Here is a 17,894-nt window from a genome sequence, read left to right as displayed (position 1 = left end):
CTCGATAAGGTTATTGGTGGCGCCAGCGCTGGGTGCGATCCAGCAGGGCGCGACTTAAAAAGAGCTGGAGCAGCTTGACGGTGGCGGCGGCCAGCAGGATCAGGGTGGCCATGGCGGCGGCCGCAGCGGTATCGCCGGAATCCTCCATGTTCAGCACGGCGATGGAGGCGAGCACACTGTCGCTCGAATAGAGGAAGATCACCGCCGAGGTGGTGGTCATGGCGTTGACGAACAGATAGATAAAGATCTCCAGCAGTGCGGGCAGGGAGGCGGGCAGGGTGACTCGCCAGAACGCCTTCCAGAGCGGAATGCGCAATGAGATGGCCACCTGCTCCAACTCCTTGGGCAACTGCTTGAGGCTGGTCAGCGCCGTCATATGACCCACCGTGTAGTAGTGGATGACGCAGGAGAGCACCATCAGTGGCAGAGTGCCATAGAGGCTGCCAAAGAGCGGATTGCCGTTGAAAAAGAAGATATAGCCGAGACCCAGCACCATGCCGGGTACCGCCAGCGACAGCATGGCAAGGAGGTGTAGCAACTGGCGCAGCGGCGCAAAGTGGCGCCCCTTCTCCTGCGCCCAGGCCAGCACCATCACTAGCACGGTGCCGATAAGCGCGGTATAGAGGCCCAGCTGCAAGGTGTTGGTAAAGGGCTGCCAGCCGTAGACGCTATTGCTGTCAAAGGCGTAGTGATCCAGCGTCAGCTCGAGGTTGTAGGGCCAGAACTGCACCAGGGAGCCGTAAATGGCCATCCCCACCAGCGCCAGAAACAGCAGGGCCCAGAGCGTGCACCAGCCGAGCGCCAGCAGATCCCGCAGCCGATGGGGCTTGGGTTGATAGGGAACCGCCTTGGTGCTGCTCTGCTCCTGCATCTTGCTGCGCACTCTGTGCTCCAGGGCAAAGCTCAACAGTGCCGGCAGCAGCAGGGTGACGCTGGCAACTGCGCCCAGCGAGAAGTTCTGCATCCCGATCACCTGCCGGTAGATATCGGTGGCCAGCACGCTGTACTGGCCACCAATCACCTTGGCTACCCCGAAGTCGCAGATGGTAAGGGTGAAGACGGCGATGGCGGCGCTGAGCAGGCCATAACGGGCGGTAGGCAGGGTGACGGTGACAAAGGTGCGCCAGCCGCTGCTGCCCAGCACCCGGGAGGCTTCATAGAGGCGGGCATCGCTCTGACCGAGCGCCGTGATCAGGATCATCAGGGCGTGTGGGAAGCACCAGAAGCCCAGACCAATGACGATGCCGATGGGGCCGTAGATGCTCTCGCCGCCGAGCAGCCCCTTGGCGATCCCCTGATTGCCAAACCAGTAGACCAGACTGATGGCGGGCAACAGGGAGGGCATCAACAGCGGGATCAAACCGATGAGGCGAAACAGGGGCTTGCCCGGCATGCAGGTGCGGGTGAGGGCATAGGCGTAGCCGAAGGCGATGGTCACCACCAGCGCGGTGATCAGCACCCCGAGCCAGAGGGTATTGCCGATGGTGCGCCCCAGATGAGGGGAGTCGAAGTAGGCGCTGAAGTTGGCAAGGCCCACCCAGAGGCCGTTCTCATCCTGCAGACTCTTTTGCAGCATGGTGAGCAGCGGCAGCAGCAAGCCGCCGGTGAGCAGGGCGATGCCGAGCACCAGCAGGATCAGTTGCAGCAGCTGATCCCGGCTCCAGCAGCGACAGAGCCGCTGCCAGCGAGAGTCTTTGCGGGCTGTCGCTGGCGGCAACAGGGAGGAGGTCGCGAAGGGGGCTGTCATGGGCGATCTCCTTCAAACAGCTGCATCGCCGCGGCGGGCCAGTGCAGCGAGCAGCGCATGCCGCTGCGCCAGCCACCCTGTTCGTGGCGGGGCAGCTCGTGGGTCGGGCGCTCCACCAGGATCTGCTGCGGGCCCAGATAGGTGTCGGCGGTGCAGATAAGACGCTGGGCGGCGCCGAGAAACTCCACCTGATCGATGGTTGCTTCAACGCCATGTTGGCCAAGATACGGCTCGCTCGGCGCACTCAGGGTGATTGCCTCGGGGCGGATCGCCACCTGCAATTTGCTGCCGGCAGCGGCCTGGTTGGCAAGTGTCAGCGGTTGTTCGTTGAAGCGCACCTGATTGGGGCTCAGCACCAGGGTCTCGAGGAAGTTCATGGTGCCGACAAAGCTTGCCACGAAACGGCTGGCAGGCTGGTGGTAGATCTCCTGCGGGGTGCCCACCTGTACGATGCGGCCGCCCTCCATCACCACGATGCGATCGGCCATGGTCAGCGCCTCTTCCTGATCGTGGGTCACCATGATGGTGGTGATGCCAAGGCGCTGCTGCAGGGCGCGGATCTCGCTGCGAAGATGGGTGCGCACCAGCGCATCCAGCGCGCTGAGCGGTTCGTCCAGCAGCAGCAGGCCGGGGGAGAGGGCCAAGGCCCGGGCCAGCGCCACCCGCTGCTGTTGGCCGCCGGAGATCTGGCTCGGGTATTTGTGAGACTGGGCCGTGAGATCCACCAGCCCCAGCCAGTGGTCCACTCGCTCCTTGATGAGATCCCGCGCCAACCCCTGATTCTCAAGGCCGAAGGCGATGTTCTGGGCCACCGTCAGGTTGGGGAAGAGGGCATAGGACTGAAACACGATGCCAAAATCGCGCTCCTGGGGCGGCAGGCGGGAGATATTGCGCCCCCCTTGCCAGATTTCGCCGCTGTCCGGCAGATCCAGTCCGGCGATGGCTCTGAGCAGGGTGGTTTTGCCGCAGCCGGAGGGGCCGAGAAAGCAGATAAACTCCCCCGGCTCAATGGTCAGAGAGATCCCCTTGAGGGCCTGAAAAGCACCGAACTGCTTGTTGAGATGTTGAATGTCCAGATAGGGCTGGGTCATGGTTCGACTCGCTACTGATTTGGTATATACCAGTTTGCGGGTGAAGTGTGACGGTCAGGTGATCGGGGGATGACAGCTTGATGACAGTCAAATGAGATCGGGTCACCAGCAAGTGGCTGGGCACTGTGCGAATGGACTAAGCATCGCTAATTGAAGGCAATACAAACTCGGGAAGTTAAAACCAAAAAGCGAAGGCCAACACCTGTTGGCCTTCGACTGGCAGTTTCTTGGCGGTGGTGTGTCTGGTGTGAACAAACAGCCGCCCTTCACGCTTACTGTTTGGCTTCGGTCTTGCCGTCGAAGCTGGCGCTCCACTGGGCCAGGATGGCGTTACGCTCGCGGGCTGCCCAGCTAAAGTCGTTGTCGATCATCTGGCCTTTGATATCCGCCGGATAGCCCGCTCTCGGTTGGGCCACATCAGGGATGGCGACCACGGCGAACGACTTGTTGTAGAGGGCGTTGGCCTGTTCGGTGGCGGCAAAATCGAGCAGCTGTTTGGCGGCATCCAGCTTGGGGGTGCCCTTGATGATGGCGGCAGCTTCCATATCCCAGCCCGACCCCTCTTTCGGGAACACCACCTCGATGGGGGCACCCTTGGCCTTGAGGCTGGTAGCCGGGAAGTCGAAGGAGATACCGATCACCGTCTCGCCGCTGGCGGCCAGCTTGCAGGGGGCTGAGCCCGAGTGGGTGTAACGGTCGATGTTCTGGTGCAGGCCGTTCATAAATTGCCAGCCCTGCTGCTCGCCCATGGTCTGCAGCCAGCCAGCAACGCTCAGGTAACCGGTGCCGGAGGAGCTGGGGTTGGGCATGATCACCTTGCCCTTGTAGATGGGCTTGGTGAGGTCGGCCCAGCTGGTGGGGGCCGGGATCCCCTGTTTTTCCGCCTCTACCTTGTTGAAGCAGATGGCGCTGAAGAAGGCGTCCAGACCGATCCAGTGCGGCTCGGCCTTGCTGTCGCGAAAGCGGCTGTCGAGCTTATCCAACCCTTTCGGTGCATAGGCATTGAGCATCTGCTGCTGATCGAGCTGCATCAGGCTGGTGGCGGCCAGTCCCCACACCACATCCGCCTTGGGCTGTGCTTTTTCTGCCAGCAAGCGGGCGGTGACCACGCCGGTGGAGTCACGCACCCACTTGATGTTGATATCCGGATGCTGGCGTTCGAACGCGGTTTTCAGCTCGTTGAGCTGCTCCGGTTCGAAGGCGGTGTAGACGGTGAGATCGGTCGCGGCCAGTGCCGGGGCGGTCATGGCAGCCAGCACGGCGGCGGCCAGCAGATGGGTTCCCTGTTTCATCCTCTTCTCCAGTTAAATTGGTTTGGTATAAACCAGATTGGTCGAGAGAGAGGCTAGGGGATCTTTATGACGTGACCGTGACAGCCCCGTGACGTTTTGCCGTTCCTGATTTGTCCGTGACTAATCCTGGGTATCCACTTCGATCTCCAGACTGTCGTGGCGCCAGTACTCCAGATCGAAGTCGAGCACTCGGCCGTGCTGATCGAAGTTGAGCCGCTCGAGGCGCAGGGCGGGCAGACCGGCGGTGGCCCCCAGCGCCTTGGCCACTTCGTCCGGCAGGGCGGTGGGGAAGAAGCGCACCTGCATGCGGGCGTAGTGGAGATCGTAATGGGCCTGGTAGATCTCGGTCAGACTGCCGTTGAGATCCAGCGCCAGCAGGCCCGGGACCCGCTCTGGCAGGCAGTGGTTCTCGCAGTAGCAGATGGCGCGCCCGTTGGCATAGCGCAGACGTTTTAGCAGAAACAGGCTGTCAAACGGCTTGAGCTGAAGCTGCGCCATCAACGCGGGTGGTACCGCCTGGCGGCTTTTCTCCAGCAGCTCGGTGTGCGGTTCTCCCCCTTGCTCCCGCACTATCTGGTGAAAGTTGGAGGTGCGTCTGGGGTTCAAGCGAAAGCGCGGCGGGGTGACGAACCAGCCGCGGCGATCCTCCCGATAGATAAGGCCGTTCGCCTCCAGCTGCACCAGAGCCTCGCGAATGGTGACCCTTGTGGTGCCATAGAGTTCCCCCAGCAGCCGCTCGGAGGGGAGCTTGTCGTTGGGTGCCAGACCCCCCGCCAGGATCTGGTTGGCGAGGGCATCCTTGATCTGCAGATATTGCGGTTTGCTCATGAAAATCCCTGGTTTTGCAATAAGTTGTGCAATGAGTTGGACAATGGGCTGGGCACAGGGCAGGACACCTGCCCGGTCGTTACACGGCAACATCAACATGCGTTGGTAGATACCAGCAGCGCCCCTGCTGTTCAGGCTTCCTAGATTATCGCGATCCCGGCGCTGAAAATGAATTTTTTGTTGCACGTAGCCTCACCCCTTTGACCTTGGCGGGGCAGTTACCCACAATGCGCTCATTCTGGTATATACCAAAAGGAGCAAAGCCATGACCCATATCCCTGCGGCCCCCGCCGCCGTCGATTACCTGCTGCTGACCCCGGGCCCCCTCTCGACCACCGCCACGGTGCGCGCCGCCATGCTGCAAGACAGCTGCACCTGGGATGCGGACTACAACCAGGGGGTGGTGGAGCCCATCCGCCGCGAGCTGGTGTGCCTCGCCACCGGCCCTGAATATGAAAGTGACTACAGCGCCGTGCTGCTGCAGGGGAGTGGCAGCTATGTGGTGGAGAGCGTGCTGGGCTCGGCGATAGGCGCCGACGAGTGTCTGCTGATCATCAACAACGGTGCCTACGGTGCCCGCATGGGGGAGATGGCCCGCTGCCTTGGCCTGCGCCACCACGAGCTGGACTGCGGCGAGACCACCCGCCCGGAGCCCGCCGCCATCGAGGCGATGCTGGCGCGCCACCCCGAGATCACCCATCTGGCCATGGTGCACTGCGAGACCACCACCGGCATGCTCAACCCCCTTGAGGAGGTGGCTGTGCTCTGCCAGCGCCGCGGCATTCGCCTGATCGTCGATGCCATGAGCAGCTTTGGCGGTATCCCCATCGACATGGGGCGCCTTGGCATCGAGTTTCTTATCAGCTCGGCCAACAAGTGCATTCAGGGGGTACCGGGCTTTGGCTTCGTCATCGCCCGCCGCGCTGCGCTGGCGGCCTGCGCCGGTCGTGCCCGCTCTGTCTCCCTCGACCTGCATGCCCAGTGGCAGACCATGGAGCAGCAGGGGGGCAAGTGGCGCTTTACCTCGCCCACCCATACCGTGCTTGCCTTTGCCCAGGCCCTGCGCGAGCTGGACGAGGAGGGGGGCATTGAAGCCCGCCATCAGCGCTACAGCGAGAACCAGCGCACACTTGTGGCGGGGATGGCTGAGCTCGGCTTTGCGCCACTGCTGCCAGAACAGTGGCAATCTCCCATCATCACCGCCTTCTACTCTCCGGCCCACCCTGACTACCGCTTCGCCGATTTCTACCAGCGGCTCAAGGCGCAGGGCTTTGTCATCTATCCGGGCAAGGTCTCCCAGGCCGATTGCTTCCGTATCGGCAATATCGGCGATGTGACCCCTGAGCGGGGGCGGGATCTGCTCGCCGCCATGGCCAGCGCCTGCTACTGGCAAGGGGACGCGCGATGACCAGCATGCTGGCTCAGGGTCATGATCTGCGTGGCCGCGATTTGCATGACCATAAGCTGCACGGCAGCGGCCGCGCCGACAGCGAAGGGGATATCAACCTCGGCGAGGGGCGGGCGCGTTGGTGGGCTGACCAGAGCGAGGCGGTGCAGGCGGGATTGGCGGAGGATAGCCGCTACTTCCTCCATCAGGCACTCTCCACCCCCTGTCTGGATTTGATCGAGGGGGCGCAGGGGAGCTGGTTGACCAGCGTATCGGGCAAGCGTTACCTCGATTTTCACGGCAACAGCGTCCATCAGCTGGGCCACGGTCACCCCAGGGTGGTGGCCGCGGTGCAGCAGCAACTCGCCGATCTGCCGTTTGCACCCCGCCGCTACACCCATCAGGTTGCCATCGACTGTGCCCGCACCCTGGCCGAGCTGGCCCCCGGCGATCTCAACCGGGTGCTGTTCGCCCCCGGTGGCAGCGAGGTGGTGGGGATTGCCCTGAAGCTCGCCCGTTTCATCACCGGCAACAGCAAGGTGGTGTCCCTCTGGGATGCCTTTCATGGCGCCTCCCTCGATGCCATCTCGGTCGGCGGCGAGGCCTGTTTTCGCGCCGGTATGGGCCCGCTGATGGCCGGAGTGGAGCGCATCCCGCCGCCCACCCGTTATCGCGGCGTCTGGTATCGCGGGGAAGGGGATGACCTGCACTACGCCGATTATCTGGAGTACGTCATCGAGAAGGAGGGAGGGATCGGCGCCTTTATCGCCGAGCCCATCCGTAACACCGACGTACAGGTGCCCTCGAAGGCCTACTGGCAGCGGGTGCGGGAGATCTGCGATCGCCACAAGGTGCTGCTGATCGTCGACGAAATCCCCAATGCCCTGGGCCGCACCGGCCACTGGTTCAGCTTTGAAGAGTTCGGCATCGAACCCGACATCATCTGTCTGGGCAAGGGGCTGGGGGGCGGGGTGGTGCCGTTTGCAGCGCTTATCACCCGCGACCGTTTCAATCAGGCGGCAGCTATTTCACTCGGTCACTACACCCACGAGAAGAGCCCTATCGGCTGCGCGGCGGCCCTCGCGAGCATCGCTACCATCCGTGAAGAGGGATTGCTGGCAAAAGCGCAGGAGGATGGCCGCTTTATGGCGGCCGAGCTCGGCAAGTTGGCCGAGCGTCACCCGCTGATAGGACAAGTACGCGGTATCGGCCTCCTGTGGGCGCTCGATCTGGTGGTCGATCATCAGAGTCGCACCCGCAATAGCCAGGCCGCCGAGCGGCTGCTCTACCGCTGTCTGGAGCTGGGGCTCAGCTTCAAGGTCTCCCAAGGGAACGTTATTCAGCTCTCGCCACCGCTCAATATCACCCGCGCCGATCTGGTGCGCGCCATCACCATTCTCGATCGCGCATTGGGCGAGATCGCACTTTCACCGAAACAGGAACATCACCATGACTGACTTGCAGACTGCCATCCACCCGACCACCGACGTGGAGGCGCTGATCCTCGACTGGGCCGGCACCGTCGTTGATTTCGGCTCCTTCGCCCCCACCTCCATCTTCGTCGAGGCCTTCGCCCGCGCCTATGACTTTGCTGTGACCCTGGACGAAGCACGCCAGCCCATGGGCCTTGGCAAGTGGGATCATATCGCCGCGCTGGGCCGTCTGCCCTCGGTGGATGCGCGTTGGCAGGCCCGCTTCGGCCACCCCATGAGCCACGCCGAGGTGGACCACCTCTATCACACCTTTATGCCGCTGCAGATTGCCGCCGTGACCCGCTTTGCCGCCCCCATCCCCGGTGTGCTGCCGGTGCTGGACGCTCTGCGGGGTCAGGGGCTGCGCATTGGCTCCTGCTCCGGTTACCCCCGTCCGGTAATGGAGGCGCTGGTACCTGCTGCGGCCGATCACGGCTATCGCCCGGATCACTGGGTCGCCACCGACGATCTCAAGGCAGGTGGTCGCCCCGGCCCCTGGATGGCGCTGGCCAACGTGATTGAGCTCGGAGTGAGCGCGGTGCATCGCTGCATCAAGGTGGATGACGCCGTGCCGGGTATCAGCGAAGGGCTTAACGCGGGCATGTGGACGGTGGGATTGTCGGTTTCCGGCAACGAATTTGGTGCCACTTGGGAAGAGTTTGCCGCCATGAGCGAGGCGGAGATCGCCGCCCGGCGCGCACCGGCCGAGGCCAAACTGCGGGCGGCGGGGGCGCACTACGTGATTGATACCCTGGCCGACATCGCCCCGGTTATCGCCGATATCAACCGCCGTCTGGCCGCTGGCGAGCGGCCGTAGGCCATCTGCTTGGTCTAACAAAAGCGCTTGGCTGGCTTTAGATACAACACGCCCCCATCCGGGGGCGTGTTGCATTTACAGGGGGAAGCCGTGCGCGGTCAGCGGATATCGACCCGCATCAGGGGAGAGGGGGCGTTGTCGACAAAATGGTGCCAGATATGGTCGTAGAGCGCCTTCTGGCCGGGGAAACTCACCAGCGCCTTGGCCTCGGCCAGAGAACACCAGCGATAGTCTGTGTGCTCGTCGTTGAGGGTCACCGCCTGATTGGCCGGGCAATAGACCACAAAGACCGGTACCACCTCTATCGTATTCAGGCTCGCCTCGTAAAACTGCTCCAGATACTGGCCGTTGTAGAGCTCGGTGACCCGGATCCCCGTCTCTTCGCCAAATTCCCGAATAATGGTCTGCCAGCCGGTTTCACCCGCCTCCACCGTGCCTGCCACATGACACCAGAAGCCTCCCTTGACCCGTTTCATCACCAGCAATCTGGTTTCGCCATCGACAGTGGTGAGGGCAACGCCAGAGACGGCCTTGCAGCGAATGGGGATCATGATCTTCTCTCCGGATTTGGGCTCTGTAATCGCCACGAACAGTGTGAAGGCGTGTTAATTGAAATATGCCTCGGCGGGCAGGCCCATGACCTCTATTTCATTCAGGCCGCTTTTGGCCAGATAGTTGGCCACCAGATTGAACCCCACCCAGTAACCGGCATATTTGGGAAATGGCCGGTTATCACGGCAGTAGAAAAAGTCTAAAAAGTTGAACTGCTTGCTGGATAGATGGGGTGTCATCTCTGCCAGGAGCGATTGCCAGTCATGGTGATGAGACTCCTTGAACAGCGAGGGGAGTGTGCCACCATTGAACCTCTGCTCAAAGTAGCAGGCCAGTCCTTCAAAAATCAGGTTTTCGGCCAGTGTTTCTGCTTCCACCTTGTTCTTCTTTTGCACGATATGGTGGACTTCGTGGGCCAGCACGGCAGGCAATTCGGTGATGATCACCTCTTTGATATCAGGCCGTTCCAGATCAAGCTGGAGTTCTATTCGATACATGTTGATGGCCCAGCCACCGATACCCGAATCGGGAGCATCCCCCTCGGCAAAAGGGCTGAAGGTGACATCCAGTTGGGAGAGATCGAACAAGGCATTCAATTTGTGCGCCGTCTCGGCAAAAACGTGCCTAATGGTGTCATCGAGCCCATCGAATTTGCCCGAGTCGTTTAACAGGGTGAGTTGCATCCAGACATCCTTGTCTATTGAAAGAGAGTGCTGAGCCACTTGCGTGGTCGCGGCGCCATATCACCACGATTACCCTCGTTTAATCAAGGGGTTACCCGCCCATTATGCTTGCCGTCTGGATCGCCTCAATCAGCGCGGCCCGATTGATGCGAGGGCGCTCGCCATCGAGCAGTTGCTGCCACAGCGCAATGGCCTGGCTGTAGCGGCCATGCAGGAAGTGATCGGAGGCGAGCAGCATCAGGGCGCTCACTTCCCCCGCGTCCTGCTTGAGGGCGCTATCGAGCAGGTGCAGTGCCTCCGGGGTGAGCTGCTGGCCCGCCTGATAGTAGAGCACGGTGGCTTGGGCGGCTTGAGTCGCCGCGCTGGCGCCCCCCTCCAGCAGAGCGAGGCGCTGATAAGCGAGCAGGGCGTTGTCATATTCGCCCCGATAGAGATAGAGCTGGCCGAGCGCCGCCCAGCTGTCGAGATCGGCAGGGTTGCGCTGAAGCTTCTGATGCAGACTCCCCAGCTCCTTGTCTTGCAGATCCCGCGGGCTCAATCCCGCCAGCGGATCGGGACGGGATGCATAATCCTGCCATGCCTGATAGCGGCCGGTGCTGAGATACACAGCGGCAACGGCCGCGATGGCCAGGAGGCCAAGCAGCAACAAGGCCCGCCCGTGCCGGTTATTGCGACCGCGATTGTTATGCTGGTTGGCCAGTTGCGCACGCAGGGTCAGCTCAGCAGCCGGGATGGCATTGGCCAGGCTGGCGGCGCTCAGCTCACTGTAGAGCGGTTGGTCTGGCGAAAGGCCCACCTGCTCCCCGTGCATGATCAGCAAATTCAATTCGCTGCGCGGATCGGCGGCGGGTTGATGGATTGCCTCAACAGTTGCTTTAACGACAGGGATGGCCCGCGCGTTCATGCGCGTCAGGCGGCGAAACAGGGTCAACAGCGCCAGTCCCAACAGTAGCAGGGGACCGCCCCACAGCAGCACCGTGCTGGCCTTTAAGGGGGGATCGTAGCGGACGAAATCGCCGAAGCGCTCCGTCATGCGGGCGATCACCTGCTCATCGCTCTGCCCCTCGTCCACCCAGCGGTAGACCTCTAGCCGCAGATCTCGCGCGATGGGGGAATTGGACTCCACCAGATTCTGGTTCTGGCACTGGGGGCAGCGCAGGGCGCGGGCCACTTCCTGAGCGCGGGTCTGCAGCTCGGGGTGGCGAAACTGATAGGTATCGACCCCGCTGGAATATGCAGTTGCACTCAGCAGCATGCCGAGGGCCAGCAGGGCGCAGGCAAGAGAACGGCACATCATGGCTGTGTCTCCCGAGCTGATATTGCAATAGATGGCTCAATTGCGTGTGCCGTTGTTGCGGCCTTCATTTGCGCATCAGCTCGCGCCTTGTCGAGCAGGGGGGCAAACTGGCGTTGCCAGATCCCTTTGGTAAGCTCGCCGGTGTGGCGGGCGAGCAGGGCACCATCGGCATCAAACAGATAGGTCTCTGGCGTGCCGTAGACGCCGAGCTCCAGCGCCAGTTTGCCGTCGGGGTCGGCCAGTACGGTGCGATAGGGGTTGCCCGCCTGGATAAGCCAAGCGCGGGCGGCATCCCTCTTGTCCCGGTAGTTGAGACCGTAGAGGGGCATTGTTGCCGCGAGCTCGCTGAGCAGCGGATGTTCAGCGCGGCAGTTGGCGCACCAGCTGGCCCAGACGTTAAGCACAAAGGGTTCGCCCTTGAGGCTGGCGGTCTGGATCGGACGTCCGTCCAGCAGATTGTCGCTCTGCCACGCAGGCAGGGTACGTCCGAGCGTTGCCTCATCCTGGCTGTAGGGATTGTTGCCAAGGCCGAGCCAAAGCAGGGCGCCGAGGCCCAGGGTCAGCAGCAGTGGAAGAAAGAGGCGCAGGCGGGATCTCATAACGCCTCCTGTTCGAGCCGTTGATGGGAGCTACGAACCGCAATGGAACGAGAGGCTAGCAAGGGGCGACGGGCGAGCAGACGCAGGGCGCCACCTGCCATCATCAACAGGCCACCGAGCCAGATCCAGCGCACCAGCGGCTTGTAGTGCAGCCGCATGGTATAGGCATCTGGCCCCATCTTCTCACCCAGTACCACGTAGAGATCGCCGAACATTCCCCACGCGATGCCGGGTTCGTTCATGTTCATGGTGCGCACGCTGTAGTGGCGCCGCTCAGGCGTCAGCTGTGCCACCTCTTTATCGTTCTTGTGCACGCTAAGCGTGATCCGCTCGGCGGTATAGTTGGGGCCGATCACCGGCACGCGCCCCTCATAGCGAAACTCGAAGGCGCCGAGCTGGTAGGGTTGGTTGGCACTTAGCACAGTGCCCCCCTCCTGACTGTGGTCACTCACCTGCGCGATGCCAAGGGCGCATACCGCCACCCCGAGGTGGGCCAGCAAGCTGCCGAACCGATTGAGGGTGAGCTCGCGCAGCAATGTCGGTTGTATGAGCGGGAGCAACAGACTGGCCATCAGCCAGAGGCTCACCATATTGGCGAGGATGCCGCTCCAGCTAGCGGAAAACGATCCCTGTTCCAGATAGGCAAGGCTAAGCAGCCCGCCGCCAAGCAGGCCAAACAGCGGCGGCAACAGAACGTTTAGTCGGGAATGTGCCGCAAGCTGCTGCCAGCGCAGGCGCGGCAGCTGGGTCATCAGCGTCATCAGGCAGAGGGCTAGCGGCACGAAGATGGTATTGAAATAGGGTGCGCCCACCGAGAGCGAGCCCAGATGAAGCGACTGGAACACCATGGGGTAGAAAGTGCCGAGCAGCACGCTGGCGCAGGCCACGCAGAGCAGCAGGATGGCGGCGCCAAGCAGCCCCTCTTTTGACAGCAAGCCAAAGCGGGCATAGGGTGCGCGAATGTCTGCGCGCAGGGCAAACAGGGTGAGGGCGCAGGTCAATAGCAAGCCGAGCAGCAACAAGAGGGTGAGGCAGCGGTTGGGATCCACCGCGAAGGCGTGCACCGAGGTGAGCACCCCGGAGCGCACTACAAAGGTGCCGAGCAGGCTCAGGGCAAAGGTAAAGATGGAGAGCAGCAGCACGGCGTGGCCGTAGGCACCGCGCTTCTCGCAGACAATCAGGGCGTGCAGCAGGGCTGTGCCGAGCAGCCAGGGCAAGAGGGAGGCGTTTTCTACCGGATCCCAGAACCACCAGCCGCCCCAGCCGAGCTCGTAATAGGCCCACCAGGAGCCCAGCACGATGCCGGCGGTGAGAAAGACCCAGGAGCCGAGCGCCCAGGGGCGACTCCAGTGGGCCACGGCACCATCCAGTCTGCCCGAATGGAGCGCCGCCATGGCGAAGGCGAAGTTGACTGCAAAGCCGACGTAACCGAGATAGAGCAGGGGCGGGTGGATGATCAGGCCGATATCCTGCAGCATGGGATTGAGATCGCGCCCCTCCAGCGGCCCCGGGAACTGGCGGTCAAACGGGCTGGAGAAGAGCAGGGTATAGAGGGCAAAGAGCCCGACGATCAGCCCCATGATGGCCAATACCCGGGCTGTGATCAGCGGATCGACCCGCTTGGAGCAAAGGGCCACCAGGGCGCCCCACAGCCCCAATGCAAAAACAAAAAAGAGCATGGAGCCCTCGTGGCCGCCCCATACCGCAGCCAGCTTGAAGCCCAGCGGCAGGGCGCTGTTGGCGTGTTGAGCCACATAGCTGATGGTGAAATCATCCTGGCCAAAGCAGCTGGCGAGCAGCAGCAGGGAGGCTAACAGCAGGATGGCATTGATCAGTGCCAGCGGCGTGGCGCAGCGCAGCAGGGTCGGGGAGGCGAGCCGCAATCCCAGCCAGGGCAGGGTGCCCTGCAGCAAGGAGAGTGCCGCCGCCAGCAACAGTGAGAGATAGCCGAGCTCTGCCAGCACACAACCTCCAGTCAATCATTCGTCTATGTTATGCCGCAGCGTCTGCACCGTACCGGCGCTGGGGGATAACATCCACATTCCTGGCAACAATTCATCGCAACAAATAAGCGCCAGTCACCCGAAGGTGGCTGGCGCCGGTGAGTATACGGTTACACGACCGTCATCTGGCCGGCATAAAGCACGAAGTAGCGCAGCAGCAGGATCCCCACCAGGGTCAGGCTGCAGACCAGCACCAGATGGCCATTGCGCTCCCGCAGGGGCGCCGGGGTCAGCAGGGCCAGCAGTTGGGGCAGCAGCATGCCGATCCCCACCACCCCGAGCCAGAACACCTGAGCCCAGAAGCCGCTGCCGATGGCCGCCCACATCGCCACCGCTTTCTGGCCGCCACCGAAGTAGAGGCCGGTAAAGAAGCAGACCAGCAGCAACACCTCCACCGCCAGTACCGGCCGCTCTAAGCGGTGGACAAAGCTCACCCCCTGGCTGTGATGGTTCTCCTTGAAGAGCGTCACCGCCAGCAAGATGGTGGAGGCGATACCTGAGCTGATGCCCGAGACCAGAAACAGCACCGGCAGCACCGGGTTGTTCAAGAGCGGATAGGTCTTGAGTGCCGAGAGTAGAAAGCCAGTGTAGGCCCCCAGCAGCACGGCAAGCAGCAGCAACAGCGGCGCCAGCAGCCGTTCGATGTGGGCGAGCCAGCCAATCAGCCCATCCACGAAGGCGAACTTCTCCTTGAACAGGTGCCCGCGCAGCCTCTCGATATCGGTGCGAAATACCACCGCCAGCCAGGCGAACAGCACCGCCATATAGAGCTGGAACAGCATGACCCCCATCGACATCACTGAGTCGAACTGGTAGTGGAACATCAGCTTCCAGAAGGTCCAGGGGCGGGCCAGATGGAAGATAAGGATCAGCAGCCCCAATATCACGCTCGCTGGCGCCAGAATGGCGGTCGCTTTGATGATGCCGCTCTCGCTGCCTGCCCCCTTGCGGCGCAACAGCACCGAGAGGGTGGTGGCCCCGGCGGAGATGCCGAGCAGGAACAGGTAGATGGCGATCGGCCAGTCCCAGACAAGGGAAGGGAAGTGAAATGCCGCTTGCATGGTCATGACGTTATCTCCCCTTTGGGCACGCGGTACATCTTGGGCGAGGTGCCGAGTGCCTGCTTGTAGCGATAGGTGGTCTCCTTCACCAGTCGTTGGGCGATGGGGCTGTCCGGATCATCCAGATTACCGAACACCAGCGCCTTGGTGGGGCAGGATTCCACGCAGGCCGGCTCCTTGCCCGCCGCGAGGTTGGTCTTGCGGCAAAAGTCGCATTTGTCCGCCACTCGGGTCACAGGGTTGATAAAGCGCACCTGATAGGGGCAGGCGGCGAGGCAATACATGCAGCCGACGCAGAGATCCGCGTCGACATCGACGATGCCATCCTCCTTGCGGATATGGGAGGCGCCGGTGGGGCAGACGTGGACGCAGGGGGCGTTGTCGCAGTGCTGGCAGGACTTGCGAAAGAAGCGGTACTCGGCATCGGGAAATTCACCGACCGGGCCTGAGCGGATGATCTCGAGGCGCGAGACCCCTTGTGGCACCTTATTCACCTCCCGGCAGGCATCCATGCAGGCGGTACAGCCGATGCAGGCCGTCTCATCGTGGATCATGCCATAGCGTATCCCGTCGATGGTCTGGCTGTGGGCAAGGGGGGTAGCAAGGGAGCGGGTGTTGGCACGAGCAGTCCCCGTCATCATGATAAGGGCCCCTGCGCCCATGCCCGCCATAAAGTCACGGCGAGAGCAGCTCATGATGCCTCCTTGCCGGTAGCCGATTTGGACTGCTCCTGCCGGGCCTTGCTGGCCTCATGTTGCTTGCTGTGGCAGTCGACGCAGAGCTTGATGCGGGATTTTTCCGGGATCCCCACCATGGGCTCCTTGACCGGATGCAACTGGTGGCAGCTGGTGCAGGTGAGCTTGGTGGCGTGCACATCGTGGGCCCAGAGCGCCTCGCGAAGCACTTTGGGCTCGTGGCAGCTCATGCAGACTCCATTCTGCTCGCTGATGGGATAAAGCTTGATGCTCTCTTTATCCTTCAGGCTGTGGCTGAAGCGCATCACATCCTTGACCCCTTCCCGGTGCTGGGGGGAGGGCTGGCCGTGGCAGTTGGTGCAGGTCACCGGCTTGAGGTTGTTGGGATTGGTCGCCTGACCATGCTTGCCGTGCATTCCCTCGCTCTGCTCCTTGTGACAGTCGGTGCAGGCCTTGTCGGGATTGCGTAAAAATTCCACCTCATGTGTAGCTGGAACAGGGGCAGCTGCCGGCTCGGCCGCCTGACCCTGCAGGCTGGTGAGCAGCATGGCTGCCATCAGCATCAGTCGTAAAAAATCCATCGTTAAATCACCCATAGGAAGCCTCCATCCGCTGCGGGCCCGACTTGGCGCCGGGCCCGCAGGCGCCGTTACTGTGCCAGCCGTCCGGCCGCTTTGGCCTCGGCATCCCAGGCGGGGACCGTGGTCTTGAGGAACTGGGCCTTGTCGCTGTTGAACTGCTTCATATCCATGCCAAGGGCGACTTGCGCTTTCTCCTTGGTGGAGATGTCGGGGATGGCGATCTCGTGGCTGATCCCCTTGCTGGCCAACAGGCGTGCCAGCTTGGTGCGGGCGTCAGCGGCTTTATCCAGCGCGCTGCCAAGTACCTTGAGGGCCACTTCGGGGGCGTGCATCTGCACCCCGTGGGAGGCGATGGCGTAGTCCCAGCGCCACTGGGCGTGACGGATGTCCTGCAGAATATCCTTCATCTCTGCCTCGGTGGCGCCGGCATCCCAGGCCGCCTTGGCTTCAAAGTGGGCGTGTACCAGCTGCTTCTCGACCTTCAGCTTGGTTTCGATTACCGCCTCTTTGCGCTGTTTGACGATCCCTTGCAGCATCTCCTTGCTCTGGGTGTGGCAGTTGCGGCAGGTCTGCTCGAAACGATCGAAGGGGTTGCCCACTTTGTGATCCGTGTAGACCTTGCCCTGCTCGTTCTGCACCTTGGGCATGTGGCAGTCGACACAGGCGACGTTGTTCTGGCCGTGAATGCCGGCGCGCCAGGTCTCGTACTCGGGGTGCTGGGCTTTCAGCATGGGGGTTTTGGAGAGGGCATGAGTCCAGTCGGCGAAGCCCAGCTCGTCATAGTAGGCCTCCATCTGCTCAACCGTGGTGCCCTTGTCCCAGGGGAATTTGACCGCCTTGGTGGGGCCGCTGAAGTAGTACTCCACGTGGCACTGGCCGCACACCTGGGACTGCTGATCAAAGCGCCCCTGCTCCTTGAACGGCTTGCCGATGGCGGTCATGGCACGATCGGCATAGGGACGAGAGAGGTGCAGGGCAGGTTTGCCCTCCTTGAACTCCTTCGAGGCGGTGTCGTGGCAGTCGGCGCAGCCGATGGTGTTGACTACTTCCGGCCCGCCCTTGGCCCACATCCCCTTGAAGTAGCCATCCTCACCCTGCTCGTCGATGACGCGGGCCACATCCGGGCCTTTGCAGCTCCAGCAGGCCATGGGCAGGGGGCCATCTTCGGCTGTTTTCGGGGCGGCGGTACGCAGGGTTTCCCGCACGTCGGTCAGCGCATAGAAGTGACCGCGCGGCTTGTTGTAATCCTTGGCGAAGGGGTAACCGCCCCACAGCACCACCATGTTGGGATCTTCCGCCAGCGCGTCGGTGCGTTCCTTGCTTTCGCTGGTGGCTTGCCAGCTGGTGAACTGATCGGCGTGATCCTTGGCGAACAGCTCGCTGCGCGCCTCTATCTTGCCCTTGGTGGTTGCGTCATCAGCCAGTGCCCAGCCGCAGGTGCCAAGCCAGCTGGTCAGCAGCAGGGCGGCGAGGCCCAGTTTGATATGCCTGTGTTGTGAACCCACGTTTATCACTCCCAGATAAATGTTTTGGTCTCGTCTGACCCGTTCCATCTTGGTGTGGATCTTCTCCCCGTCGGGCGGGGTGGGCAGACATTCGCTTGCGGGTGAATAAAACCGCGCAATATATGATTGCTCGAGGGTTACCCTAACAAATAGGTAAATTTAATGATGATTTATCGGAGGGAGAGTTGTGCCAGATCAATTGGTGCACAGGATTGATCGCTGAAATGAGATCTGGATTAAATTTTATGGAAACTCAACTTCTTGTTAACTGCCGAGCATTCGAT

16 protein-coding genes are annotated in these 17,894 nt (G+C 62.0%); 3 read left to right on the top strand and 13 right to left on the bottom strand.

What is annotated here, in order from left to right; translation table 11 throughout:
- Nucleotides 1–10: 10 nt before the first annotated feature.
- The 4 genes from AB5Y71_RS08125 to phnR form a co-directional block, all read right to left on the bottom strand.
- Nucleotides 11–1,747 (bottom strand): putative 2-aminoethylphosphonate ABC transporter permease subunit, encoded by a 1,737-nt coding sequence (locus tag AB5Y71_RS08125; protein ID WP_368171364.1) that lies wholly within the window; start codon nucleotides 1,745–1,747, stop codon nucleotides 11–13.
- The gene (locus tag AB5Y71_RS08120) at nucleotides 1,744–2,838 is read right to left on the bottom strand and encodes a putative 2-aminoethylphosphonate ABC transporter ATP-binding protein (protein ID WP_368171363.1); all 1,095 of its coding nucleotides are present in this window, start codon (nucleotides 2,836–2,838) and stop codon (nucleotides 1,744–1,746) included. Before AB5Y71_RS08120 ends, AB5Y71_RS08125 begins: the two co-directional genes overlap by 4 nt.
- 272 nt (nucleotides 2,839–3,110) lie before the next feature.
- Entirely contained in the window at nucleotides 3,111–4,130 is a 1,020-nt protein-coding gene (locus tag AB5Y71_RS08115) for a putative 2-aminoethylphosphonate ABC transporter substrate-binding protein (protein ID WP_088868815.1), read from the bottom strand.
- Between the two features lie 120 nt (nucleotides 4,131–4,250).
- Nucleotides 4,251–4,958 carry a phosphonate utilization transcriptional regulator PhnR gene (phnR, locus tag AB5Y71_RS08110; protein ID WP_005352498.1) on the bottom strand — a complete coding sequence of 236 codons (708 nt, stop codon included), beginning with the start codon at nucleotides 4,956–4,958 and terminating at the stop codon, nucleotides 4,251–4,253.
- 265 nt (nucleotides 4,959–5,223) lie between these two features.
- Between phnR and phnW the strand changes: the two genes are divergently transcribed.
- From phnW to phnX, 3 genes are read left to right on the top strand one after another with little or no spacing between them, the layout of a single operon-like run.
- Nucleotides 5,224–6,366 (top strand): 2-aminoethylphosphonate--pyruvate transaminase, encoded by a 1,143-nt coding sequence (gene phnW / locus AB5Y71_RS08105; protein WP_368171362.1) that lies wholly within the window; start codon nucleotides 5,224–5,226, stop codon nucleotides 6,364–6,366.
- Complete coding sequence (locus tag AB5Y71_RS08100) at nucleotides 6,363–7,802, top strand: aspartate aminotransferase family protein (RefSeq protein ID WP_368171361.1); 1,440 nt, start codon at nucleotides 6,363–6,365, stop codon at nucleotides 7,800–7,802. Before phnW ends, AB5Y71_RS08100 begins: the two co-directional genes overlap by 4 nt.
- Nucleotides 7,795–8,634 (top strand): phosphonoacetaldehyde hydrolase, encoded by an 840-nt coding sequence (gene phnX, locus AB5Y71_RS08095; protein WP_331378630.1) that lies wholly within the window; start codon nucleotides 7,795–7,797, stop codon nucleotides 8,632–8,634. Before AB5Y71_RS08100 ends, phnX begins: the two co-directional genes overlap by 8 nt.
- 98 nt (nucleotides 8,635–8,732) lie before the next feature.
- On the opposite strand, the gene AB5Y71_RS08090 is transcribed toward phnX, so the two are convergent.
- The 9 genes from AB5Y71_RS08090 to nrfA form a co-directional block, all read right to left on the bottom strand.
- Nucleotides 8,733–9,185, bottom strand: coding sequence for an NUDIX pyrophosphatase (locus AB5Y71_RS08090; protein ID WP_368171360.1), 453 nt, complete (start codon nucleotides 9,183–9,185; stop codon nucleotides 8,733–8,735).
- 54 nt (nucleotides 9,186–9,239) lie between these two features.
- Complete coding sequence (locus AB5Y71_RS08085) at nucleotides 9,240–9,869, bottom strand: DUF2268 domain-containing putative Zn-dependent protease (protein ID WP_335848463.1); 630 nt, start codon at nucleotides 9,867–9,869, stop codon at nucleotides 9,240–9,242.
- Nucleotides 9,870–9,960: 91 nt separating this feature from the next.
- Nucleotides 9,961–11,166, bottom strand: coding sequence for a heme lyase NrfEFG subunit NrfF (gene nrfF / locus AB5Y71_RS08080; protein ID WP_368171359.1), 1,206 nt, complete (start codon nucleotides 11,164–11,166; stop codon nucleotides 9,961–9,963).
- Nucleotides 11,163–11,765, bottom strand: coding sequence for a DsbE family thiol:disulfide interchange protein (locus AB5Y71_RS08075; RefSeq protein ID WP_368171358.1), 603 nt, complete (start codon nucleotides 11,763–11,765; stop codon nucleotides 11,163–11,165). Before AB5Y71_RS08075 ends, nrfF begins: the two co-directional genes overlap by 4 nt.
- On the bottom strand, nucleotides 11,762–13,729 hold the full coding sequence (nrfE, locus tag AB5Y71_RS08070; protein ID WP_368171357.1) for a heme lyase NrfEFG subunit NrfE: 1,968 nt from the start codon (nucleotides 13,727–13,729) through the stop codon (nucleotides 11,762–11,764). The genes AB5Y71_RS08075 and nrfE overlap by 4 nt, the downstream gene beginning before the upstream one ends.
- Before the next feature lie 149 nt (nucleotides 13,730–13,878).
- Entirely contained in the window at nucleotides 13,879–14,835 is a 957-nt protein-coding gene (gene nrfD / locus AB5Y71_RS08065) for a cytochrome c nitrite reductase subunit NrfD (protein ID WP_368171356.1), read from the bottom strand.
- Nucleotides 14,832–15,524 (bottom strand): cytochrome c nitrite reductase Fe-S protein, encoded by a 693-nt coding sequence (nrfC, locus tag AB5Y71_RS08060; protein ID WP_368171355.1) that lies wholly within the window; start codon nucleotides 15,522–15,524, stop codon nucleotides 14,832–14,834. Before nrfC ends, nrfD begins: the two co-directional genes overlap by 4 nt.
- Nucleotides 15,521–16,120: a cytochrome c nitrite reductase pentaheme subunit gene (gene nrfB / locus AB5Y71_RS08055; protein ID WP_368171354.1), complete on the bottom strand. Its 600-nt coding sequence runs from the start codon at nucleotides 16,118–16,120 to the stop codon at nucleotides 15,521–15,523. Before nrfB ends, nrfC begins: the two co-directional genes overlap by 4 nt.
- A 53-nt stretch (nucleotides 16,121–16,173) precedes the next feature.
- Entirely contained in the window at nucleotides 16,174–17,616 is a 1,443-nt protein-coding gene (gene nrfA, locus AB5Y71_RS08050; protein WP_368171396.1) for an ammonia-forming nitrite reductase cytochrome c552 subunit, read from the bottom strand.
- Nucleotides 17,617–17,894 lie beyond the last annotated feature (278 nt).

The organism is Aeromonas sp. R9-2 (assembly GCF_040908025.1).
Taxonomy (GTDB): Bacteria; Pseudomonadota; Gammaproteobacteria; order Enterobacterales; family Aeromonadaceae; genus Aeromonas; species Aeromonas veronii.
Note: the sequence above shows the minus strand (reverse complement) of the source record. Positions and strands in the feature narration are given on the sequence as shown.